The following is a 24,418-nucleotide window of genomic DNA, read 5'->3' as shown; positions in this document are numbered from 1 at the left end:
GCTTATATCAATATAATTATGAATGTAAACCTATCATTGCTGTACAAGTTTTGAATAATCAAATATATCAACTACAGAACCATGTTCAAACTCAATTTTGAACAAAAAATCAATAATCAGATGTGCAGTCTCTTCTGGTGTGGTAAGCATACCGGTATCTTTAGCCATACCAAATAATTCGGCTGATGGAAAAGTTGATTGATCTTGGCTTCGTGCTTCATGTTGTAGATTTGTATCAATCATTCCTGGCCAGATTGATACAATCCCAACAGGAGTATTAGAGTGATTTTGTTCTAGCCCCACACATTGTGAAAATACGTCTAGTCCTGCTTTAGCTGCCGAATATAAACTCATTCCCGGATGGTGGTGTTTGGCAGAAGACGATGAAATATTTAGTATTCTTTTGTTACTTTCTACGTATTTCGTATGTTGAATAAAAAGTGATGTTAGTATAATTGGTGCAAGTAGATTCACTTTAAGATTGCCCGTTAAATCATTCACGTTGACTTTATCAATAAATGCTACGGGAGCAATCATTGAAGCATTATTGATTAAGTAAATTCCTTCCGTTCTAGGTAAGTCAATCGAATTGAATATTCGATTCATTAAAGCTTCAATTTGATCAATTTGATTTAAATCAAATTCGTAATACGTTATGTTGTTGCTTTTGCTCTCTAGTCTCGCATTTTTCACTCGCGAAATACAGTGTAGATAATGATCTGGAGAAATGAGTTGTTCTGCAATAGATTCTCCTATTCCTCTTGAAGTTCCCGTAATAATAAAATGTTTCACTAGCGATTTCCTCCTAAATTACATAATTGGATATTTCATCACTCTTACAATTATGCAATTTTTTCTATATCAAATCAAATAAACCAATTTTTCAATTAGACTAGTTGGGTGATACATGAACATATATTCAAGTATTTTGTGATATGGTATGATACTTTTTGATGTTTAACACCGATATTGGAGCTGATGTAATGTATTTCTATTTATTTGAAACACTATTATATTTATCGCTTGCCTTTACTGGCGGGTATATTTTTTTATTATTCATTCCAGAACGCTCTAAACCGCAAATCAAAGTTCCTATAGATGTATTTCAATATGCACTATTAGGTATTCCACTATTTTCTTTTGCGACTATTTTACGTACCGTTTTTAGTTTAACTGATTTTGCTGAAAACTTAACTTTTTTGGAACTATTATTAATCGTATTAAAAGACTATGATTTTGGAAATGCATGGGTTTGGAATTTAATCATTTGTACAGCAATGTTCATCGTTACTATGGTAAGTTCTGCACGGGCTAATTGGTTTAAATGGGCACTGGCACTCACATGGTGCCTTAGCATTATTGCACATGGGTGGGCAAGTCACCCTGCCAGTTTCTCAAATATTGGCTTGTTATCACAATCCGTACATGTCGCTGCCATATCAATTTGGCTTGGTATATTAATTATTGTGGCTTGGTTTACAAAAGGTGAATGGAATTGGAAAGCGTTTGTTCGCTGGTTTACGCCAGTGTCTATTGGAAGTATGATCTTGATTACTTTGGCTGGAATATCCATGATGTTCATTATTGTGGATAATTATATAAATTCATGGGGAATCAATTATGGACAAGCGCTGCTATTAAAACATCTCGTATTTCTGCCAATGCTCCTATTGGCTTTTATGAATGGATTTATGACGAAGCTTACTAATGATGGTCGTAATGAGCCTAGACTGCAATGGTGGCTCCGAGCAGAGACAGTCATCGCACTTATCATACTGATCATTACTGCATTTATGGGCGTTCAAGAACCACCACATGAAGGAGAATTTGAAGACCCTTCCCCGTCTGCCCTGTTCCTTTTTCTGAATGGCTCCGTTTCAGATTTGTCACTTCAGTGGCATTGGAACTTACCTTCAGTTGCCTGTATATTACTAGGAATAATTTCAGTAGGACTATTAATGATGAGCTACAAACAAGAAAATAGAAAACTGTTTATATTGCTTACATGTATCATTATTGTATTCCTTTTCTTCGGATTACTATTAGCAGTGCAATAATAATTGTTTAGCTTTTGCCCTTTCAGTTTCCTTTTTCAAGATGCTCTCACTATTAAAATTTCTAACGTTTCTTCATCAGGAACTTTAATAACTTTATCGACTTTGTAGAACATTTGAAAACTTAGTCTCGGGAATTCTTTTGTAACTTTTTCTTGGAGAGACTCTTCCAAACACAAACTATCACCAGTTGTCACTTTCCATTCTGTTTCAATAGTTCCAAGCTCCATCCAATCCCTTTTTTGACCAATTCGCTCTCTATCTTCGTCTAATAAATACACTTCATATTTCATCCTAGTTCCTCCAAAAAAAGAAAGCACCTCTAAAAGAACGCTAATGCGCTCTTCTAGAGGTGCTTCCTCTTGTATCGATTAAGTTAAATTTATTATATTCGCTGAATCCATTTACCTCAAGTATAAAATGAAAGAAAATGGCAACCTTTTTTAGTTATGATAAATCGCCATTTTATTTATTACCTATCTGCCTCAATTTGCCGTTTAGCATTTAGATATCTTCGATATTGGACGGGGTCTACTTTCCGTAATCCAGAAAAGCTCGGTTTTGAATTCGCTTCAATAAACCATACTTTCCCTTCCTTATCGACGCCCAAATCAAGCCCAATGATTCGAAATGGGAATCGTGAGCCTAATTTATTTGCGATTTTGTAGGAGACAGATGTTAGTTTCTTCAATACGGCGGGTACGTTTATTGCTTGATCAGCGCCATTTAGCGTTTTCTCTACGTTTGCATCACGAGCACCTTGTGCTACATTGGTAACGATCGAGCTAGATCGAGGTGCTACTTTGGCACTTTTCCAAGTAAGCACCCATTTTTTTGAAGGTTTTTGAAGGACGTATCGGAAATCAAAGGGCTTATTTCGATTTGTTGCAAGCGAAACCCCCTGTTGAACAATATACCTTTTACCGCCCCGCATTCTTTTTTTAACTTCAGTTACAACCTGTGTGTTGTTGTATTTTTGATTCGTGGCTTTAAATGAGATCAAGCTTTCCGATGTGTTTAATTTTTTGACTCTTATTATTCCGTTGCCCGATGACCCTTTATCAGGTTTAATATACAGGACGGAGTGTCTCTCGAGCATGTTATTAAAAGTGGAGTCATAATACCATTTGGTTTCTGGAACGTGTTTGGACAATACTCGATCATTGATTAAGTAGTTCCCTTTTTTCATTTTGCTGCTGATGAATTTATGTTTCATTCACCCACCTCCATCCCTATACTATTCGGGAGTTGTTATCTGGACAACGGCGAATACCCGTAATGTAAAAAGAAACAGCCCTCGAAATGTTCTTGTTGAACGTCGAGGGCTGTTTGTTTGAATCAAGCGTTATGGTTGTAGTTGCCACAAAGCAGGAACGTTGCTTGGCTCCCAGCCTGCAAGTGAAGTATGTGGCTGAGTACATTTATATATTGCACCGTTGTATGAAACTAAAGTATTTACTGCATAAGCAGTGTTGGCAGCCCAAGGTGCAGCACTTGGACCTTGAGCTGTCGTGACTGTAATTACATTACTGTTACCCGATTCATTTAGAGATGGATCGAAGGCTCTCACTGTGAACGTATACTGAGTATTTGGACTCAGACCTGTTAGCAGCTTTTCAGTAGCCGTTCCAGTTACAGTAGCGATAACACTGTTGCCAGAATAAATGCGATAACCTGCGATGCCCACATTATCTGTTGATGCATTCCACATTAAAGTCAATGAATAGGAACCAGCTGTTCCCATCACATGGAGACCTGATGGATTTGTTGGAGGTGTAGTATCGACAGGAACCTGAACGGTCGTAATTTGTACGCTATTGCTCGCAGGAGATCGATTCCCTGATGAGTCAAATGCCTTTACTGTCAAGTTATAGGTCGTTCCCCCTGTTAAATTTGTTAAGTTAACGTTTAACTGATTGGATGGTACTGTTGCAATTGGTGTTGTATTCGAACCAGAATAAATTTCATAACCTGCGACGGCATTATTATCAGTTGAAGCACCCCATGACAATGCAGCAGTCGTTGTACCTACCGTACCTGCTGTCAAGTTGGACGGAGTCGATGGTGCGCTGTTATCAGATGGGCCGAATTGAGCGTCGATCGCAATATACCATGCATTTGGTGTGTCAGCGATGTCCCAGACAGCAAGAATGATATGGTATCCTGTTCTTGCTGGCACATTACAGCTATGAGAAAGTGTCGCTGGCGGCTGCTGTCCATTGCCTTGAACAGTACAGAATGGAGTAAGATCTAGTTGTGCACGAGTTAACGGTGCATTTGGATTCCAATCTGCTTTGGTGATGAAATAGCGATAGCTCGTCGTAGCATGACGGGCAGTAAACTTCCAGGTGAAAGTATTTGTGCCGCTGCTCATACTGGCTTTATTCCAACGAGTTGCGGATTGTTGATCAAGATTCGCAAATGCTGCTAAACCCGCACTAGCGATTTTACCATCAGCAGGACCAGCAGCTGGGAATCCTTTCAAACCTTCTAAACTTTGCGGTTCATAGATGATAGAACCGCAATTTGTATTTAATCCGTTTTTGCATTGTATCGCCCGGCTTGCTGGAGAATCAACATAACCATGTGCTGAGACTGACTTAGAAAACATAAACAGACAAACGAATAAGAGTAATAGACCACCGCAGATAACTAACAAATGCATCCTAAAGCTCGATTTCGTATAGACTTTGAACATCACATTACCTCCTACATATTAGGTTGGTATTGAAATCTCTTAATCTCCTTTAATCACGCAGATTGATGCAGTCAGCTACCTCCTTTCATACAAATGGCCGAGCCAAAGAAAACAGTTTGAATAGTATGCATCAACTCCTAATCAATAAATTTATATAAACTCCGAAGAGAGTATACAAACAAATAATACTGAAAGGTAAAATGGCTAGGGATTAGTTTGTTTTTGAAAGGTAAATAACGAGTGGGAGTTTTATTACATGTACTGGAATGAACCAACTTTGAGCTGGGACGAAAGGCACTCAAGTGATTATAGGTGGAGGGTGTTGGATTACTTCTATCATACTGCAAGCGCTATCATTTGTGCACTGCTATTTTAGAACTAAAAATATAGGGTGCGATATGGGACCATTGATTAATCTCAACGACCTAAATTTATGACGGCATATTGTTTAATATGACTTTTTCTTAAGAGTAAAGTCCCCGTTGTTCATGACGAGCAATGGGGAACGACTGCGAAAACAGTCGAAATTTTGCGGCAGATTGCCAGTATTCATTTACTCGTCAATTTTGAACATTGTGATACGATTGCCAAATGGAATATTTAATAAAAACGATATATATGATGAGTAGATGGGTTTGTGAATGCTCATTTTACATTAAACGGTTTGTAATAACGTAATGAAAATTTCAACAGTGACACGGAGGGATTCTTTTTGAAAAGTTATATTAATGCTCAAATGTCTACAAAAAAGAAAATAATTTCGATTTTGCTGGCAGGGGCCCTGCTCATTAGTTTGGTACCACCGATTGTATCTGCAACTGGAACCTCCAGTATTGGCGATACTTTAGCACCAACAGCACCAAGTAATCTAACATTCACATCGGGCAATTCAACAAGCCTATCGATGAAATGGAACGCTTCGTCGGATAATTATGGTGTTGTGGCCTATGAAATCTATCGAACGAATTATGGAATACTTGCAGGTGTTGTGTCAGGTACAACCTATACGTTTACGGATACGGGTTTAACCCCAGGAACACCTTACTCCTACTCCGTTAAAGCGGTAGATGCGGCTGGAAATAAATCTAACTATAGTAACCCAATTGGAATAACTTTACCAACTCAATAATCGTACAAAATCAAAGAACTCATGTGCGAAGTTGGCGCATGAGTTCTTTGATTTTGTAATATGTTAATGCAAAGTGTGATGATGATCTTCTGAAATTTCGGATAGCGCAACCCCTGCATCATGGCCAGTTGTGCTTCCTAACGATAAATCGCCTAGTGTGATGATGCCTACTAATTTACCATCCTCGACTACGGGGAGACGACGAATTTGATGGTTAGCCATAATTTCTGCAGCTTCTTCAGCATCCTGCTTTGGTGACACCGTCACAAGTACTTCGCTCATTACATCCTTGACCGGACAAGAGCCAGGCTGTTTTTGAGCATAACCTCGTACTACTAGGTCGCGATCGGTAACTACTCCAATAAGCTTGTTACGATCATTTACATCAACAACTGGTACAAATCCGATATCATTCTGCGCCATTATGACCGCAATTTCATAGACATTGTCTAGTAAGGTCACCGTTTCACAACTCGAAGACATTAATTCCTTAACTTGCTTCATACAGATTAGACACACCTTTCGAGAACAATTACCTAGAATGTTTAAGATCAAACATACTAAGTAGATTGCCCGTCGAAATTGGAATTATCCTGAGATCCTTAACCATTTAACAACTATTCTAACTGTCCCGATTTACAATATAGTTCAATAGATGCTTCAGAAAAGCTGTATTGCGAGGCATACCCTTCAGCTCTTCCATAGCTATACAATAATGTTCCCACATCTCTTTTCTAGCGCCATCCTGACCAAGAATAGTTACAAATGTCGAGTTGTTATTTTCAACATCCTGACCAACAGGTTTACCAAGTATAAGTTGATCACCTTCCGAATCAAGCAAATCATCCATAATCTGAAAAGCAATACCTGCATGATAAGAATACTTTTTCAAAATAGCGATTTCTTTTTCTTTAACCCCAGCGAGAATTGCTGGCATCATTAGTGCAGCCTCAAACGCAATACCCGTTTTGTAAAAGCAAATCGTATTCAGTTGTTCCAGTGACAGAGCAGTTCCTTTGGATTGTAAATCCATCGCTTGCCCCATACACATCTCGCCAGCCTTCTGCGATGAATATTGAATCAAAGCGAGGACTGATTTGGGATCAAAATCGGTAAGCGTTGATTGCTCCTCAATCGCTTTTTGAATGAGATACAGTCCTGTTAATTCCGCAGTGGCGCTATTATGCATCTTATGAAGGGTTGGGCGACCTCTGCGAGTTGACGCATTGTCTTGCGATGGCAGGTCATCAAAGATCAAAGATGCCGTATGCATATACTCCAATGATCTTATTAGCGGTGCAATTGCTGCTGGATTCAGTCCGTATTCGTTCACACCCATAACCCAAGCCATTACTGGCCGTAATCGTTTCCCGTCTCCTTCAAGACTGTAATTTGCAATATCAATCAGCGAATCTTTCATCGGTGGAATATCTTTGTGACTTGGAATGTGCAACAAATTGTTTATTTGTGTGCGGATAGATTTGACCGTGTCGAAAAAATAATCCTTTTCCCTCTGTTCATTGCTCAGATAGGTCACCATATGATCACGAAGCAGCTTATCAAAGAAATCTACATCATCAGCCCGTTTAACCATACGTTGGATAAGTCCATTAAATTCAGCATTACCAGAAGCAAATATATCCATAAGTTCTTTATATTTTTCATTACCTAATCTTTTCTTGCTGCGTTTTAATCCGTTAATGGCTCTGTCCAAAATAACTTCACGGGTTTTGGCATCAGAATGATATACGTTTCGAATCAAGTTCGAAATTACTGCCCAATATAATTCAAAGGGATTTATAAGATCAGGACGCTGTTTATAATACTTTAAATAATAGGTATATGGTGTGACCGCACCATCTCTCATATCATCAAATAAATCAGCAAAGTCATCCGCCAGTTGGTTATAGATCCCGTAATAAAATGTTCGATTATCAAATCCTTCATCTACCGGGGCACTAATAACAGTACGGACTATTAAACGGGAAGATGAAGATTTTAAGATAATTGGAAGGTAAAGCTCTTCGTTCGTATAATTCGTCTTCGAAAGATCTTTTACACGGTCAATATGCTGCGATTCGAAAAACACATAGGACTGTTCGAAAAAGGTTTGCTTCGTTTCTGGTTGTTGATGATTATTAATGTATTCAAACGCTTCCCGGAGCTCTGAGTGTACATAATGGATCAAATCCCCGTTAATGCCGCCCCACTCTCCTATTTCAGGAACAGATCCATTAAGTAATGTAGTGCGTATCATTCGGGAATATCGTTCTTTCTCCTCATCATTCAATACGGCAGAATCGAGTAGATCGTCGATAAAAGGATAGGTTAGACCATAGTAATATCCAAGTCTTATGGCTTTATCAAGTCTTCGTGCACGTTCCGCTGGAAGGGTGTCCGCATCCATTTCTTCAAACACATGCAGTATTACCCCGATAATAATTTTGATCAGTTTACGCTGTGCTTGAGCTCCATCCATTTCTTTTGGAATACGGCTGGACACTGTTTTGAGCTTATTAATGACCCAGATTGTAGCGTTTTCTACGCTCTCTTTCTGAGCCCATCGGTACCAACCAGCCACGCTCATAAATTCTGGATGATCTCCACTATTATTATCGGTTGTATTGATCAAGTTATTTTTTATAAATGAAATGACTCGTTCAATTCTATTGTCAATGTCAGGTGAATTCATAGCTTTGCCAAGGTCTCTCATGAACATATATGAAACGCTTCGATTCAAATAATCGTCCAATTTCCCTCTGAATTCCAACCATCTTATATAACGATTATAATCTTTAGAATCAGGTCGTCTGTTTCTTGGAGAAAATAAGGAAAGAAGCAAATTAGAGTGAATATGTTTCTTTTTCCACAGATGTATATCTTCTGTCAGGTTTGACACATAAGACTTATCCATAACCTGCAGTTTAAGTGTTGCAAAATACTGAGCTGCCTTCTGCTCAGCCAACTGATACCATGAATCAGCATGACTTGTATATTCCTCATTCATATGATGGATTACCTCGGCTTCTAGTTTGGTTTAACATGTATCCATGTGCTGAGAATAAAGTTACTCCATGGACGATGACAGATTGGAATGCAAACCCCATCATTTTCGCCGGATCATGTTCACCTATGTATACGTGAAAGTATCTATAGGGTTACGAATAGGTTAACGGAAATGGGCGGAAAGTACATCTTGTTTCGATTTGGGTATTATTTCCCACCTTTTTTGAAAAATAAATCATTCTTGATGGATTGTGTCACTATTATGCCTTACGATAGACTCTTGAAGCAACATTTAAGGAATTGGAGTGATCGACCATGGAAAATATAGCATATTATTTTCCACATCAGATCATGATTGGTACCGTAGAACTGTTTTGCTCTTCGGATTGCTCGGATTCTCTACCTCAACGATATTATGCGGTTTTGCGGACAGCTACTGGACAATGTGCTTATTCAGACTTTTCCTGGCGTATCTAATGCTTCACTTAGGTAGCGGTACGGCTTTCGCTTTCTTTATTAAGTGGATGGCTGACCACTCTTAACTTCCAATTGGATAGATTGGCAGTCTGATGCTGTTTCTCAGGATCGGCACTTTATTTGGAAGTAGGAATGCAATAACTTTTTTGGGTTTAATAAATACTATAATGCAGGGCTCGAATAGTTACATTTACCCATCTCCATCCCTAAATAATTCGGGATCATTAATATTTCTCATTTCTTTTGTAATCGTCAATTCGCAGTATGTATAAAGCGGTCAATTTGGAAGCAATTGACCGCTTTTTCCTATGGTTGGATTAAAGCCCCTGTTAAAGTGATTCCTCCGATTGCGATCCCTGTACCGAACAACATGAGAGCGGCTAATGAATACGTCACATTACCAGTTCCTGGAGTTAGATCTACATGGTTAACGCTGGTAGTTACAAATGTGTTATTTCCAGCTGCGTGATGATTAGTGCTAAAAATAACTGTTGTTCCTCTCAAAAGTTGTAATTGGACTGCTGTAGTACCCGACGTAGATTCCCAACCTACAAGCCCAGTTAGCCAAATACGACTCCCAGTAGGAACACCGGTTATTGTAATTGTTTTTAATGTAGTTACGACAGCACTTAGTGAGATTGCTGAACTTCCCGAAGTATTTGGCGTATTCTTAGATACTTGAAATTCTAGGAAAACCCCGCCTGACGAGCCAGTGGCACCAGTTGCTCCAGTAACTCCGCTTGCTCCTGTGTTACCTGTAGCCCCTGAACTGCCCGTTACACCAGTAGACCCGGTTACTCCTGCAGTACCTGTAGCCCCTGAACTGCCAGTAGCTCCCGTTACACCAGTGGACCCGGTTACTCCTGCAGTACCTGTAGCCCCTGAACTACCGGTAGCTCCCGTTACACCAGTAGACCCGGTTACTCCTGCAGTACCTGTAGCCCCTGAACTGCCTGTAGCTCCCGTTACACCAGTAGACCCGGTTACTCCTGCAGTACCTGTAGCCCCTGAACTGCCTGTAGCTCCCGTTACACCAGTAGACCCGGTTACTCCTGCAGTACCTGTAGCCCCTGAACTGCCTGTAGCTCCCGTTACACCAGTAGACCCGGTTACTCCTGCAGTACCTGTAGCCCCTGAACTGCCAGTAGCTCCGGTTGCTCCTGTCATTCCGGTAGTTCCAGTACTTCCAGTTGCTCCTGTATTACCAGTAGCCCCCATATCACCTGTCACTCCAGTTGCGCCAGTTACTCCTGTAGTTCCTGTGTCGCCCCTCACGCCGGTAACACCTGTTTCGCCAGTTGCACCTGTGTCACCCGTCAATCCAGTTACTCCAGTTTCGCCAGTAGCACCTGTTTTGCCGGCAACTCCCGTGTTACCTGTCATTCCAGTTACTCCCGTTGGACCAGTAACCCCTGTAAGTCCGGTATCCCCCGTTTCACCGGTAGCTCCTGTTGCTCCTGCTTCACCAGTAGCTCCTGTAATTCCGGTATCTCCCATTTGACCAGTAGCTCCCGTTGAGCCGGTGTCGCCAGTAACTCCCGTGTCACCTGTAAGTCCAGTAACTCCTGTTACGCCAGTTGTACCTGTTTCACCTGTAAGTCCAGTATCTCCCGTTGGACCAGTAGCTCCTGTTTCGCCTGTAGTGCCTGTCACTCCAGTTACTCCGGTTTCGCCAGTTGCACCTGTAAGTCCGGTATCTCCCGTTGAACCAGTAGCTCCTGTTTCACCTGTAATTCCGATATCTCCCGTTGAGCCAGTAGCTCCAGTTACACCTGTATCGCCGGCAACTCCCGTTTCACCTGTCATTCCAGTTACGCCAGATGCTCCTGTATTACCCGTCACGCCCGTTACTCCGGTTACGCCAGTTGCACCTGTTTCACCCGTCACGCCAGTTGCTCCTGTTTCGCCTGTAGCCCCCGTTTCACCGGTGGCGCCAGTAACTCCCGTTTCACCAGTCACTCCAATTGCTCCAGTTGCACCAGTAGCTCCAGTTACACCTGTCATTCCAGTTACGCCAGATGCTCCTGTTTCTCCCGTTGGACCAGTAGCTCCGGTTTCACCTGTAGCTCCTGTATTACCCGTTACTCCAGTTACTCCGGTTGCGCCAGCTGTACCTGTTTCACCTGTAGCCCCTGTTAGTCCGGTATCCCCCGTTGGACCAGTAGCTCCCGTGTCACCTTTCATTCCAGTAACTCCTGTTACGCCAGTTGCTCCTGTTTCACCTGTAGCTCCTGTATTACCCGTTACTCCAGTTGCGCCAGCTGTACCTGTTTCACCGGTAACTCCTGTTTCTCCCGTATCACCTGTCACTCCAGTTACTCCGGTTTCGCCAGTTGCACCTGTAATTCCGGAATCTCCCGTTGAACCAGTAGCTCCAATTTCACCAGTTGCTCCCGTTTCACCGGTGGCGCCGGCAACTCCCGTTTCACCTGTCATTCCAGTTACGCCAGATGCTCCTGTTTCCCCCGTCACGCCAGTTGCTCCTGTGTCACCCGTCAATCCAGTTATTCCAGTTTCTCCTGCTTCACCAGTAGCTCCTGTAATTCCCGTATCTCCCGTTGGTCCAGTAGCTCCAATTTCACCGGTGTCGCCAGTAACTCCCGTGTCACCTGTCACTCCAATTACTCCAGCTGCACCAGTAGCTCCGGTTTCACCTGCAGCTCCTGTATTACCCGTTACTCCAGTTACTCCGGTTGCGCCAGCTGTACCTGTTTCACCTGTAGCCCCTGTTAGTCCGGTATCCCCCGTTGGACCAGTAGCGCCTCTTGCACCAGTTGCTCCCGTATCACCTGTCACTCCAGTTGCGCCAGTTGCTCCGGTTGCACCTGTATCGCCGGCAACTCCCGTGCCACCTGTCATTCCAGTCACTCCAGTTACTCCGGTTACGCCAGTTGTACCTGTTTCACCTGTAGCCCCCGTGGTACCTGTCCCGCCGGTAGCGCCTGTTGCTCCCGTTTCACCTGTCACTCCAGTTACTCCGGTTTCGCCAGTTGCTCCTGTAATTCCGGTATCTCCCATTGGACCAGTAACTCCCGTTTCACCTGTCACTCCAGTTACTCCAGTTGCGCCAGTTGCGCCTGTAATTCCGAAATCTCCCGTTGAACCAGTAGCTCCTGTGGTACCCGTCCCGCCGGTAGAGCCTGTTGCTCCAGTTACTCCGGTTGCACCAGTTGATCCTGTTTCACCTGTAAGTCCAGTATCTCCCATTGGACCAGTAATTCCAATTGCTCCTGCTTCACCAGTTGCTCCAGTTGCACCTGTATCGCCGGCAACTCCCGTGTCACCTCTCACTCCAGTTGCGCCAGTTGCTCCCGTTTCACCTGTTGCTCCCGTTTCACCTGTCACTCCAGTTACTCCTGGTTCGCCAGTTGCACCTGTAATTCCGATATCTCCCGTTTGGCCAGTAGCACCAATTTTACCTGTTGCCCCCGTATCACCTGTTACTCCAGTTGCTCCTGTAAATCCGGTATCTCCCGTTGGACCAGTAGCTCCTGTGGCACCCGTCAATCCAGCTACTCCGATTTCGCCAGTTGCTCCAGTTGCTCCGGTTGCACCTGTTTTACCTGTAGCCCCCGCGGTACCCGTCCCGCCGATAGCACCTGTTGCTCCCGTATCACCAGTCATTCCAGTTACTCCGGTTGCGCCAGCTGTACCTGTTTCACCTGTAGCCCCTGTAAGTCCAGTAGCTCCAATTGCACCAGCTTCTCCTGTATTACCAGTAGCTCCTGTGGCACCAGTGTCGCCAGTAACTCCCGTGGCACCTGTCACTCCAATTACTCCGGTTGCACCTGTTTCGCCCGTATTTCCGGTATCTCCTGTTGGACCAGTAGCTCCAATTGCACCATTTATTCCTGTTTCACCTGTAGCCCCAATAAGTCCAGTAGCTCCAGTTGGACCAGTAACTCCTTTTATGCCAGTTGTACCTGTTTCGCCTGTAGCCCCCGTTTCACCGGTAGCGCCGGTAGCGCCGGTAGCACCGGTAGCGCCTGTTGCTCCAGTATTACCCGTCACTCCGGTTGTGCCAGTTGCTCCCGTCACACTATTTACGACAGAATATTCTGACAATTCTCCTAGTACTAAATTTGCTTTATCTGAAATCAAATTCGAATACGTTACTATACTTGGTGTTGTATTCTTTAAACTTAATGTGACAGGAGCAGTGTCAATTTGAATAAGTGCGAAGCCCACGACCTCACCTGTTCTTAGTGGTAAATTACCGACCACGTTATCTCCTTGTGATGTAATTATTGAAAAAGATGTGACATGATTTCCTACGGAAGCCTGGACTGCAACCCACCAATTAATGAAATATCTCCCTGTTTTATTTAAGGTGATTTCCCCGTTTAATGGGTTATAGCTTATGGCCCCAGAGCTGTTAATTATGTCATCAAATAGTACATTCTGATTGGCAGCAACTGCAATACCTAAATGTTTTACAAGCTGTAGAGATAGCATTTCCAATTCGAATCCCCCCTTACATTGTAATCAATTTATTGTCAAGATAATTACTTTAGAGGGTAGGTGTTAACGAGGAACCATCCTTCTAGATGAGGTGCGCTATGTCATATAAAAGAATCAAATAGATTGGAACTTATACGCTCTTAAAAATATAAAATTATTGTTAAAATGCCACATTAATCATCGTTAAATCTGCTATTATTGGAGTTATACCGTAGCCTATGATTCCATCAGTTACATTTATTAGTTGTAGAGTGACTGGAAAACCGGGGCTTGCCGTTATATTAAGCAATGCGTTTCCACTCATTTGATTAGTTATTAATGGACTCGACGCACGAACATCATCTCCAGCAGAAGTACGGATACTGAATGTTATTACGACGTCCGTTCCACCACCAATCCCATCCGTTGAAACCCACCAATTAATGTAGTAAACCCCGGTTTCTGTAATCGTGAATACACCTGTTACCGTATTATATGAAAGTAATAATGATTGATCATTTACGATGGTGTTAAAAATGACAGGTTCACCAGGGCCAACAATCAATAAATCTGAATCTTGTAATTGAACTTGAATTCCTCTTAATTGGGTTGTAGCTCCGGTAACTCCAGTTGCCCCGGTAACTCCTGTAATACCAGTTGCCCCAGTAGCTCCAGTAGCTCCTGTAGACCCAATAGTATTTTCACTCGAACCTATCACCGATAAAATCCCATCCAATTTGCTCTGTAATACAACTTCCACTCTCGTTACATCGTGAATCGTATCACGTACACTCTTGTTAATTAATAAAATATCGTTAATAGTAGCAGGTGGCGAGCTTACTCCTGACAACGTCCCTAGCGTATACTGAATTTTTTCTCCCTCAGCATTGAGAATGTGACTTAACCCCAGTTCTTCCATAGCAATAGATGACAGAAGTAAATTTATCGCATCATCTCTAGTAACTGTGATTTGTGGCGTAATATCAGGAATGTTTGCTTGTGTCAAATTGAATCATCCTCCAATACAGTAGGATACTAATCTATGAGATAGCGTCAACATTGCAAGTCGGACCAATTGATCATCGCAACTTAGTCATGCAAACAGTATATTTAAATATATTCTATGTGGTTTGTCCGATAGAGTGTGGACTACTTGTTTTTTTAAAAATCATTAGCAAACCTCGTTCATTAGGGGGAATCCAGAATCTTTTGTAAGGCAATTCCCCCAATTCCTTACTACATCTGGTCACATGCAAATAAAGCAGTCTTAACCTAAGTGTCACCGATCATGAACTTTTTCAGTAGTTTGGGTTGTCTATTTATGACTAGTAAGACATTAGTCTAGTACTATATATTGATATATGATATCATTTTACAAATTAGGAAGGAGGTTCATTTTTTAGTAGGTTTAAACAATGAATTGATGGAAACATTACGATTAAGAAAAGAGGAGGAAGAAACATGAAAAAATTAGGTGCACTCATTTTATCAATGACATTAGCACTCAGTATTATCAGTAGTGCAAAAGTTTCAACTGCTCATGCAGCAGAGTCGACGACTACGATACTACCAATCAATTTGGCTGTAGGTGGAACTGTAACAGCAAGTGGAGAAAATGGTTTCGATCAAGGGAAAACGAAAGCTTTCGACCAGTTTATATTTTCAAAATGGCTAACATTTAATTCCCCTGCTTGGCTGCAATATGAATTCCCGATCGCTAAGGTTGTTAACTCGTATTCAATCTCGTCTGCAGAGGATGCACCTGAAAGAGATCCAAGGAGCTGGGTGTTAAAAGGCTCTAATGACGGAATCAATTGGACGAATCTGGATACTCGTGAAAACCAAAGCTTCTCAGCTAGAAATCAAACACTTACGTATTCATTTACAAATTCAACTGCTTATAAATATGTGAAGTTTGATCAATTCACTAATCAGAACAATGACGGATACCTATTGCAGCTATCCGAAATTAAACTTTTTAATGATAGTGATGTAGAAGTATATAAAATGATCAAACCTACCGTTACGGTGAGCGGATCAAATACACCTACTGATCATGCGAACTTAGTAGATGGGTCCAGCTTGACGAAATGGATCACTTATAATAATACAGCTTGGTTGCATTTTGACTTTGGTGAAGCAGTGACGATCGATGGTTATTCCCTTACATCGGCAAAATCGTACCAAAACAACACTGATGCAGATCCAAAGGGCTGGGTGCTACAAGGCTCTAATGATAATACAAACTGGACAAATCTCGATACAAAAACCGATGAATACTTCAAATTTAAACATCAGCGCAAGCACTTCCTGCTATCTAACAACACGACCCCATATCGATACTATAAACTAAACAATATTAAAAATCGTGCTGGCTACGCTATTCAATTAAGCGAAGTAGAATTTTCACGTACCAATGATCATTGGCGTTCTGAGAATCCGATCATTATAATTGACAATATGGCAGGTAACCATTTATTTGACCAAGCCCTACCTAATGCTGAAAAAGAAATTGCAGAAATTATTCGTAAGGTAAATGATTATTTATATGCTAGCCCAACAGATATGCCGCTTAAAGTGAAGAAGTTTGAAATTCAAATTATGCACACCGATATGTACCCTGGTGCCGCTGCATGGATTTACGGCGATAGTGAAAAAAAGGTACTTGTATTCCGTTCGCAGCATATTACAAATATGGCATCCCATCCAGATATCTCACTTACGGATGAGATTATTGGCATGTTGTACCATGAAATCGCTCATGCATACCAATACAGCAACTTTGATACAGAGGCGATAGCAGATAGTTTGCGTTTTGCTGCAGGTTATCATAATCGTTACCCAGCTCCTGCTAGTGGATCTTGGTATAACACCCATACGCCTAACTTCATTCGGTGGATCGACGATGTGAAGCATCGTGGTTTCCTGCGCAAGCTGAATGCAACGAGCCATATCCCTTACGGATTAGATGATAATCAAATTATTGCGTGGAAAGAAAGTCAAATTCAAACCATTACAGGAATTAATGTGAATACGCTTTGGACGCAATACCAACAATCACTTACAAATTAATCAAATAAGATTACCGTAATTTAATAAAAAGATGCTGTCTCAAAAGTAGAGTAATCTACTTCGGGCAGCATCTTTTTGTTGTTGCAGGGGTGCTTCTCGCACGGAGCGGGGCGGATAACCTTTGTTACGAATCCTATTATGCCTATTGCGGCAATAATCACTCGTTTTTCATTCTTACGAATCCCAGTAGCGTTATATACTATTTTATACTAGAAACGTAGCTACCTTTATCAAAATAGCGATTCTGGCGTTCGTTAGAACACGAAGTAGCCTTATGTTGATCAAATAAGAGTCACTGGGTTCGTTAGCTATGCGAGTTCGGCTGTATCAACCTCTTTCAATGTTACATTTCTCCAATTATAAATGAGAAAATTTAGAAAACATCTTTTTATATCTACTCTCCAATCCTTTAGAAACCAAATGAAGTCCGATGAGTAATGAAATGTAGGCAGCTAGCGGCACATAAAACATCCATTGGTCTGAATAAAACTTCATTCTAGCTTGCCCAATTAATCCAGCCCATTCGTTTGATCGACTATGAAATTCAACTGGGCTTGGATACATCGTTGTACCGCCAATAAAAATATTAAAGATTGCTAATTGCCCGAATAAAGTTAAAATTAATAGGATTTCTTGTACGAATAAAATAAGAAAGCTTTCCTTTAGATGTGGAATCATATGTTTTCGTATAATGGTCCATCCACCAGCTCCGAGTGATTGAGAGGCTGTCACAAATTGTTTTTCTCTAATGATTATTGTTTTAGCTTTTACCGAAGCAGCGACAGATGGAATTCCAATTATTAATAACACTACAGCTATGATGACAGACATCATGAAGGGTGACGCTTTCGGATTGACCGATATACCAATCATAATGAGCCATACAATTAGAAAGATCGGTATACCGTTAAGCATACTCCAGAAGGATTCATTGCTCTTCTTCTCTACCTGTTGCTTTGAGAAATAACCTAATAGCATACCAATTAACCCACCAATGAATACTCTAGCAATTGCAACTCCAATAGCGAGAAAAATCGTATACTTTGCGCCATACAAGAGTTTTGTCATAAGATCATAACCATTATCATCTGTTCCAAGTGGATATATTTCACCTGGTGCAACAGGTGGTGCGAGAACGTAACCGCCACCCTTGCCGTCTACGATATATTCGATTTTCGTTTGATGTTCCGGGCTATACGGAGCAAATAGTGGACCAAATAAAGCGATGATTATGAAAAAAATTGTAATTAATAAGCCTGTAAGTAATGTTTTGTTCATCGTAGGAACACCTTCCCTAGTAGGTATATGAACGCTCTTAATATGAAGTAACCGATACCATACAGTACTAGGAAAGCCAATAGACCATTCACGACAATATCAAATTGATAGGCTTCATAGACGAAAGCATTCGCAAATATGAGCATTGAAATCCCTTTATTGTTAAACAAATATTCAACAATAAACAAGTTACCCATAATAATACCCATCAACTTATGTAGATCGCCTTTTATATATGGCAGTACATTAGGCAGTGCATGATAAAAAATAATATAAGTTTTACTTAGTCCTCGTGCCTTAGCAGTGCCGATATAATCCTCTGTTAGAGTAAGCTTCATCTGCATTGCAACAGAACGAATCAAATAATTAGCCGGAATAATGATCATAGCAATAAGTGGCAACATAACCGACGGTTCATCTGATGTCAGGGTTGCAACTTCAAATAGAAGTATTCCAGTTGACTTAAGAAAGAGTACAACTCCGAACTGAAGCAACATAACAATAACAAAGTCGGGTAGAGAGCCTACAAAATCTACAATACTTTTAGCTACTCTTGCTTTTGATACAGCAAAATAGATACCTACAAAAATACCTATTGCCGAGCCTACTACTGCTGATAATGCAACATAATAAAATGAGGTGATAAAATATTTGCCTATTTCTTCCCAAAATGACCGTTCATTACTACCCATATCAAACTTGAACGATTCTCCAGTCTCTATTCCTGATATATAATATTTCAGGTAATGGAAGCCCTCCTCCAAAGATATTTGGATTTTTGTTCCATCCGGATCAAATTGCACTACGACTGGCATCAATGCAAATAAAAACACGAATAAGAAGATACCCAAAATCATGCTAGTCTTTTGTGCGACCTTCAACATATTGAACTTCCTTTCCCTACTATTTTATAAAATGGTTAAATTTATTATAGCTTTAACCTATCATACATAAAAAGTCCAAAAATTTACAATAAAAAAAGAACTGCCTAAGTTTTTTACTTAAGACAGTCCATCCTATTACTAATTATTTATATGCTTCAATTGCTGAAGTCAATATTTGTTCTATTTCTGCGATTTGAGCATTTGACAGAGGTCCAAACGCCATCGCTCCCGTTAGCTCTTCAACTTGTATTGGCGTCTTGAAGCCTGGAATTGGAATAGTAGCATCACTTCTCCCCCATATCCAAGCAAGTGCACCTTGAACTAATGAGCGATTATCGCTCGTTAAAATTTCTCTAATCGCATCTAATTTAGTTAAGTATGATGGAACCGGCTTACCATCTTTAAAGTAAGCGACCCATTCATGTCCGCTTCCTCTTACATCATTACTTGCTAATGTTGAGTTGTTATTAAACTTGCCGCTTAAAAGTCCCATAGCCAGAGGAGAATTATTGATACTAGTTAAGCCATAACGCTCACATACGGAAATCATTCCCGGATCATCACGAAGTACATTTAACGTATGTTGGATAGCAACTGCTCTCGACTTTTGAGCAAAAACCTCTACGTTAGCGGCATCGTAAGTACTCCAACCATAAGATCGGATAAGCCCCCTATCCTGCAAACGGTTTAAAGTATCGATCGCAGACTCTATCTCCTCATAGCCTAAAGATCCTACGTGGATTTGGTAGAGATCAATATAATCAGTTCCGAGTCGTTTAAGCGACTGTTCACATGCTTTGCGAATATAGGCAGGAGAGACATCGTAGCGACCAAATACTTCTTTTGTTGACTCATTATTCGTATATCCAAATTTGGTTGCAATCACAATTTCGTTTCGTCGTCCCTTCACTGCTTGCCCAAGTATCCTCTCACTATGACCTGCTCCATAAGCATCTGCTGTATCAAAAAAGGTAACACCCATCTCAATCGCCGTTTGGATAGCCGCTATCGATTGTTGATCATTTACTTCTCCCCAGCCATCAGGAATACCATCCAGTGTGAAGTTGCCACCTATTGCCCAACACCCCAAACCGAGTGGGCTTACCGAAATATTCGTTTTACCTAGTTTCTTATTCATTGTAATTTCCTCCCTATTCGTAATGGTCTGAAATCATTATAATTACTATAATGGATTGTCATAAGATCCAATCCTATTCAAAATTGAGGAACCAATGTTGGAGGGTGAACAGCATTTACGGCATTTATATAAATAAAGATTCCACTTTATCAGTGACAAGACAAATATGTCATCAGTTACGACATATAATAGAATCGGGTCAGCTAACAGCGGGCACTCGCTTGTTTCCTACACGGGTAGTTGCGAAGGAATGGGGAATTGCTCGTAACATTGTCGTTGAAGTGTACGAGCAATTAACTGCAGAGGGATATTTGGATTGCCGCGTTGGATCGGGTACTTATGTAGCGGAAGGTATTATTGTGAATGCTAGTATTAGTAGGGCATCTACTTCAATGGAACTACAAGAGGAACCACTCTCAGATAACTATCGACAAGATATAATCGATTTTGCAACGGGTTTACCCGATCTTAAATTGTTCCCAAGAACGATATGGGCGAAGTGTTTGAGAGATGCAGCAGAAACGGTGATTGGTGAGGAATCTGGATATGGAGACATTTACGGAGATCGGAACCTAAGAACAGAAATTAGTCATTTTTTGTATCGCGCAAAAGGTATTCAGTGCTCCCCTGAAGAGATAATGATTGTATCAGGCGCATCGGAAGGTATATTTCTAATTGCGATGTCCCTATCGGCTCAGTTTCAATCCGTGTATATTGAAAATCCAACAATCGGCTTTACTCGTGATATTTTTCAAAAATTGAACTATGAGCTAGTGCCTGTAGGGGTCGATGAGAATGGGATGAACTTTGACCATTTGAGTCGGTTTGCTCCTGGCAATCTTGTTTTGTTAACGCCCTCACATCAGTTCCCTACTGGCAGTCTGCTCTCGATTCGGCGAAGACACAAAGCAATTGGCATGATTGAAGAAGCTAATTCCTACATTATTGAAGATGATTATGACAGCGAATTCAGGTTAAAGGGGATTCCCGTCCCTCCGCTTCAGACGCTTTCCCCTTCTCGCGTTATCTATTTAGGTACATTTAGCAAAACGTTGTCGCCAAGTTTACGGATTGGCTTTTTGATCATCCCACCAAGCTTACTTGATACTATCGCCTCAATGAAATGCAAACTTAATGTATATACGCCACTCGTTATTCAAAAAGCATTGGGTCTGTTCATTAGCGATGGTCAGCTTGATCGTCATATCCATGCAATGAAAAAGGTATATAAGAAGCGAAGACAAGTACTAAAAAAAAGTCTCAATCGTGCTTTCGGAAAAGGTATTTCATTCTTAGGCGACGAAGCGGGAATGCATCTTCATGTTTACTTTCACACCGAAGCGTATAATCGTCTCCCTTGGCATGATACGAATACCTGTGGATTTCGAGTAGAACATGCTAACGACTATAAGCTTGCTGATCATCCACAACATGCTGGCATTGTGCTTGGATATGGGAATTTGTCCATTGAGGAAATTGAGGAAGGGGTCAGCAGAATCCATCAGTTTGTTTCCAAGCTACATGAGAAGACCAACCTATAATGGAAGGTTGGTCTTCTTTGCATTACTTATTCCTATTAGATGAATATTTACATTTACTCATTCAGATAAGTTGTTACCCGGTTCTGAATCAGTTTCGCTACTGCATCTTCCGATTTTTGTCCTGAAAAATATGCTTTTGCTTCTTCTGCTACAATTAATTGAACCTTGTTCATAGGTGTAATTGGAAGACTTGCTTCTGCGAGCATTGTTTTAAGAATTTGGATATCTTTTTCTGAAGCTTTTAAATTGCTGACTTTCGCATCAATCACTTCTCCATTAGCTATTTGATTAGCTAATTCCGAAATCGTCGCCTCATTAACTGATTTTAGAAGCGAGAAACCATTCTCTGGGGATAAAGTTTGCATCTCTTCCGACAATAGGAACTTCATGAAATCCCAAGCTGTCCCTTTTAATTTTGAATTAGCATTCATAGCGATGCTGCTCATGCCTCCGAATGCAATCCCTGACTGCTGTTCAACAGTATGAGGCTTTTGATAAATAGAACCGTCCTTGTAATATAATATTAATCGAGAAAAGTAATCTTTTGGGGTATAAAACTCCGAAAGGTTAAAATAGCTATCTTCATATGTCACAGGTTTATCCGAAATTAATTTCTCACTGTACAAACTTTTTACACGCTTAAGTAGATCTGTAAATAGTACAGAATCAAAATTAGCCTTGTGCTTAGATCCATCTACTAATTGTGCATAATTATCCGATACGAGTAAATTAAGCATACGTTCGGGCTCCATGCTTCCACCTAGAACAAATGATTTGTCCCCTTTATTTGCTAGTTGCTTACCTACGTCTACGAAATGACTCCATGTCCAGTTTTTATCATCAATTGTGACGCCAGTTTTCTCTAGGTTAACCGTATCACCAAACAATGTTTGTAAATAAAAGCTAGTCGGCAGAAGGTAAAGTCCACCATCCATTTTGGAATTATCTAATATATTCATATAATAAAGATTAGAATCAAATGATTTATCATTGTGTAAAACGTCGTATACATCTACAAATGCTTTCTTGCTGACATACTTATCAATCGGTAAGTCTACCGAACTTAATACAAACAAGTCCGCTCCTTGACCGGATAAAACTTCTGTCGTTGTCTGTTTAATATATTTTTCTACAGCAGCGGCATTTAATGCTCCGCCTTCATTCGTTTCAGAGCCAAACTCTTTAAATTGAATGGTTACGTTTGGATGTGCACTTTCATATCTTTGTTTCGCCTGTTCGAAAAACTCTGTTACGCCAAGGGTGGAAATGACAATCGTTTTTTTGTCTTCTTTATTTTCATCCTCTAGGACACCTTTATTTTCTACAACATTTGGGCTAGGACTGCTTATGTTAGTCGAAGTATCCTTTGTACTTTCCGGTTTGTTAGTCGCCGGTGTGTTGTTATTACAAGCTGACAAACTTAAGATGACTATTAAACTAATCACTATATTAATCCACTTTTTCATTGTTTCTACTCGCTCCTTTATATTGGATATGCATAATCTATCTTTTTCTAACTCGATCATTATCCTGAATTGGCTCACTGCTTTCCACAATGATAAATTGGCCGGGATAAGCACCCTTTACTATAATTGCTTCCTCTTCGTTAGCTTCACCAACTTCTACGGATACTTTGTTAGCATGATAGGTATTGCCAAGTGGACCGCTTTTTTGTTCAATGACGAAAATATATTTGTTCTGACCTTTACCATAAATAGATTTAATAGGTACAAGCAAACCTTCTTCATTTGCCGTTGATGTATTTAACGTTACACTTGCCAGCTCACCACCTTGTATATCTGGACTTTGCAAAGTAATAGAAACTCGTTTCTGAGATGTTAATTTAATTGTATCGTTATCGTTTTCAGTTGCTGTGGAAGGAATTACGCTATCCGTTATTGCTTGATCCATTTCTATTATAGTCCCTTCCATTTTGCGAATAGCCCTTTTAACTTTTACATTAACCTCTAGTTTGCTTCCAAGTTCTAGTTGATCAGCGATCGAAGAAGGTACTAGTACACTAAAATGAAAACCAGAGCTCGAATTCGTTAAGACTACATCACTCCCCTCACTACCGGATGGTAAACCTTCTATAGCATTTAACTCAGCAATAATTCCATCAAATGGGGCAACTATTCCCTTATAATTACTCAGGTCCTCCTGCAAATCAGTAATTTTTTGTTCCTGTACCGTCATATCTAGCTGAGCTATTGCAATTTCCCGTTTCGTATTTCGAATGGTAACCTCTTCTCCATTTTGCCTCGCTAACATATGTTGTTCCTGCAAGCCTTGTATCGTTAATTGTTGACGTTCAAGCGCGGCCTTTTCATTTTGTATCGTTCTCTCAGCGGCACGACTATCGTAAATAATAAGGGTTTGTCCCTTTTTGACGCGATCCCCTGCTTTTACGTATACATCCTTTACATTCCATCCCGCACTGTTTGTCAATTTGACCTCGCTTATTGGCTTGAGTAACCCACTGCCGTTGTATTGCTGTACAAGTGGAGCAGATCGTCCTTCTTGAGCCCAAACACTTGGTAAGTTCATCGTAAGGATGGTATTACTATATAGAGTAAGAATGAGTAAAGCAGCAATAAATACGATAATCCCCATCTTTATGGCACGTTTCTGCCCGTGATCAGAATGTTTTCCTGCAAGTTCATTCATGTAAATAATGACCTCCCCTCTAGCTGCGTGGCAT

Annotated in this window: 17 protein-coding genes; 4 read left to right on the top strand and 13 right to left on the bottom strand. The window is 40.8% G+C overall.

Annotated elements, in window-relative coordinates:
• Positions 1 to 33: 33 nt before the first annotated feature.
• The gene (locus tag MFF31_RS16605) at positions 34 to 792 is read right to left on the bottom strand and encodes a (S)-benzoin forming benzil reductase (protein ID WP_238189353.1); all 759 of its coding nucleotides are present in this window, start codon (positions 790 to 792) and stop codon (positions 34 to 36) included.
• A 191-nt stretch (positions 793 to 983) separates the two neighbouring features.
• Between MFF31_RS16605 and MFF31_RS16600 the strand changes: the two genes are divergently transcribed.
• Positions 984 to 2,057: a copper resistance D family protein gene (locus MFF31_RS16600; RefSeq protein WP_238189351.1), complete on the top strand. Its 1,074-nt coding sequence runs from the start codon at positions 984 to 986 to the stop codon at positions 2,055 to 2,057.
• Between the two features lie 35 nt (positions 2,058 to 2,092).
• On the opposite strand, the gene MFF31_RS16595 is transcribed toward MFF31_RS16600, so the two are convergent.
• The 3 genes from MFF31_RS16595 to MFF31_RS16585 all read right to left on the bottom strand — a co-directional run bounded on the left by MFF31_RS16595 (position 2,093) and on the right by MFF31_RS16585 (position 4,752).
• Positions 2,093 to 2,347 carry a hypothetical protein gene (locus MFF31_RS16595; RefSeq protein WP_238189349.1) on the bottom strand — a complete coding sequence of 85 codons (255 nt, stop codon included), beginning with the start codon at positions 2,345 to 2,347 and terminating at the stop codon, positions 2,093 to 2,095.
• 179 nt (positions 2,348 to 2,526) lie between these two features.
• Complete coding sequence (locus MFF31_RS16590) at positions 2,527 to 3,270, bottom strand: YheC/YheD family protein (RefSeq protein WP_238189347.1); 744 nt, start codon at positions 3,268 to 3,270, stop codon at positions 2,527 to 2,529.
• Positions 3,271 to 3,399: 129 nt separating this feature from the next.
• Positions 3,400 to 4,752 (bottom strand): lytic polysaccharide monooxygenase, encoded by a 1,353-nt coding sequence (locus tag MFF31_RS16585; RefSeq protein WP_238189345.1) that lies wholly within the window; start codon positions 4,750 to 4,752, stop codon positions 3,400 to 3,402.
• A 712-nt stretch (positions 4,753 to 5,464) separates the two neighbouring features.
• On the opposite strand from MFF31_RS16585, the gene MFF31_RS16580 reads away from it, so the two are divergent.
• Positions 5,465 to 5,881, top strand: a complete 417-nt coding sequence (locus tag MFF31_RS16580) for a fibronectin type III domain-containing protein (protein WP_238189343.1) — start codon at positions 5,465 to 5,467, stop codon at positions 5,879 to 5,881.
• Positions 5,882 to 5,944: 63 nt separating this feature from the next.
• Here the strand turns inward: MFF31_RS16580 and MFF31_RS16575 are convergent, their stop codons facing one another.
• From MFF31_RS16575 to MFF31_RS16555, 4 genes are all read right to left on the bottom strand, one after another.
• Positions 5,945 to 6,385 (bottom strand): CBS domain-containing protein, encoded by a 441-nt coding sequence (locus MFF31_RS16575; protein ID WP_238189342.1) that lies wholly within the window; start codon positions 6,383 to 6,385, stop codon positions 5,945 to 5,947.
• A 118-nt stretch (positions 6,386 to 6,503) separates the two neighbouring features.
• The gene (locus MFF31_RS16570) at positions 6,504 to 8,888 is read right to left on the bottom strand and encodes a polyprenyl synthetase family protein (protein WP_238189340.1); all 2,385 of its coding nucleotides are present in this window, start codon (positions 8,886 to 8,888) and stop codon (positions 6,504 to 6,506) included.
• Positions 8,889 to 9,670: 782 nt separating this feature from the next.
• Complete coding sequence (locus MFF31_RS16560; protein ID WP_238192080.1) at positions 9,671 to 13,819, bottom strand: beta strand repeat-containing protein; 4,149 nt, start codon at positions 13,817 to 13,819, stop codon at positions 9,671 to 9,673.
• 166 nt (positions 13,820 to 13,985) lie between these two features.
• Entirely contained in the window at positions 13,986 to 14,810 is an 825-nt protein-coding gene (locus MFF31_RS16555; RefSeq protein WP_238192277.1) for an alpha-helical endospore appendage domain-containing protein, read from the bottom strand.
• Between the two features lie 455 nt (positions 14,811 to 15,265).
• Between MFF31_RS16555 and MFF31_RS16550 the strand changes: the two genes are divergently transcribed.
• Positions 15,266 to 16,876 (top strand): discoidin domain-containing protein, encoded by a 1,611-nt coding sequence (locus MFF31_RS16550; protein ID WP_238189338.1) that lies wholly within the window; start codon positions 15,266 to 15,268, stop codon positions 16,874 to 16,876.
• A 357-nt stretch (positions 16,877 to 17,233) separates the two neighbouring features.
• On the opposite strand, the gene MFF31_RS16545 is transcribed toward MFF31_RS16550, so the two are convergent.
• The 3 genes from MFF31_RS16545 to MFF31_RS16535 all read right to left on the bottom strand — a co-directional run bounded on the left by MFF31_RS16545 (position 17,234) and on the right by MFF31_RS16535 (position 20,176).
• Complete coding sequence (locus MFF31_RS16545) at positions 17,234 to 18,154, bottom strand: ABC transporter permease (protein WP_238189337.1); 921 nt, start codon at positions 18,152 to 18,154, stop codon at positions 17,234 to 17,236.
• A complete protein-coding gene (locus tag MFF31_RS16540) occupies positions 18,151 to 19,038 on the bottom strand; it encodes an ABC transporter permease subunit (RefSeq protein WP_238189335.1) in 888 nt (295 codons plus the stop codon). Before MFF31_RS16540 ends, MFF31_RS16545 begins: the two co-directional genes overlap by 4 nt.
• 142 nt (positions 19,039 to 19,180) lie before the next feature.
• A complete protein-coding gene (locus MFF31_RS16535) occupies positions 19,181 to 20,176 on the bottom strand; it encodes an aldo/keto reductase (RefSeq protein ID WP_238189334.1) in 996 nt (331 codons plus the stop codon).
• A 152-nt stretch (positions 20,177 to 20,328) separates the two neighbouring features.
• On the opposite strand from MFF31_RS16535, the gene pdxR reads away from it, so the two are divergent.
• A complete protein-coding gene (gene pdxR, locus MFF31_RS16530; protein ID WP_248565506.1) occupies positions 20,329 to 21,717 on the top strand; it encodes a MocR-like pyridoxine biosynthesis transcription factor PdxR in 1,389 nt (462 codons plus the stop codon).
• A gap of 53 nt (positions 21,718 to 21,770) precedes the next feature.
• On the opposite strand, the gene MFF31_RS16525 is transcribed toward pdxR, so the two are convergent.
• Together MFF31_RS16525 and MFF31_RS16520 are read right to left on the bottom strand one after the other, a co-directional pair.
• Entirely contained in the window at positions 21,771 to 23,183 is a 1,413-nt protein-coding gene (locus MFF31_RS16525; protein WP_238189330.1) for an ABC transporter substrate-binding protein, read from the bottom strand.
• Positions 23,184 to 23,220: 37 nt separating this feature from the next.
• Entirely contained in the window at positions 23,221 to 24,384 is a 1,164-nt protein-coding gene (locus MFF31_RS16520) for an efflux RND transporter periplasmic adaptor subunit (RefSeq protein ID WP_238189329.1), read from the bottom strand.
• Positions 24,385 to 24,418: the final 34 nt, after the last annotated feature.

Origin of the sequence: Paenibacillus sp. L3-i20, assembly GCF_022180385.2 — a bacterium.
Lineage (GTDB): Bacteria > Bacillota > Bacilli > Paenibacillales > Paenibacillaceae > Pristimantibacillus.
This window is presented reverse-complemented; position numbering and strand designations above follow the sequence as displayed.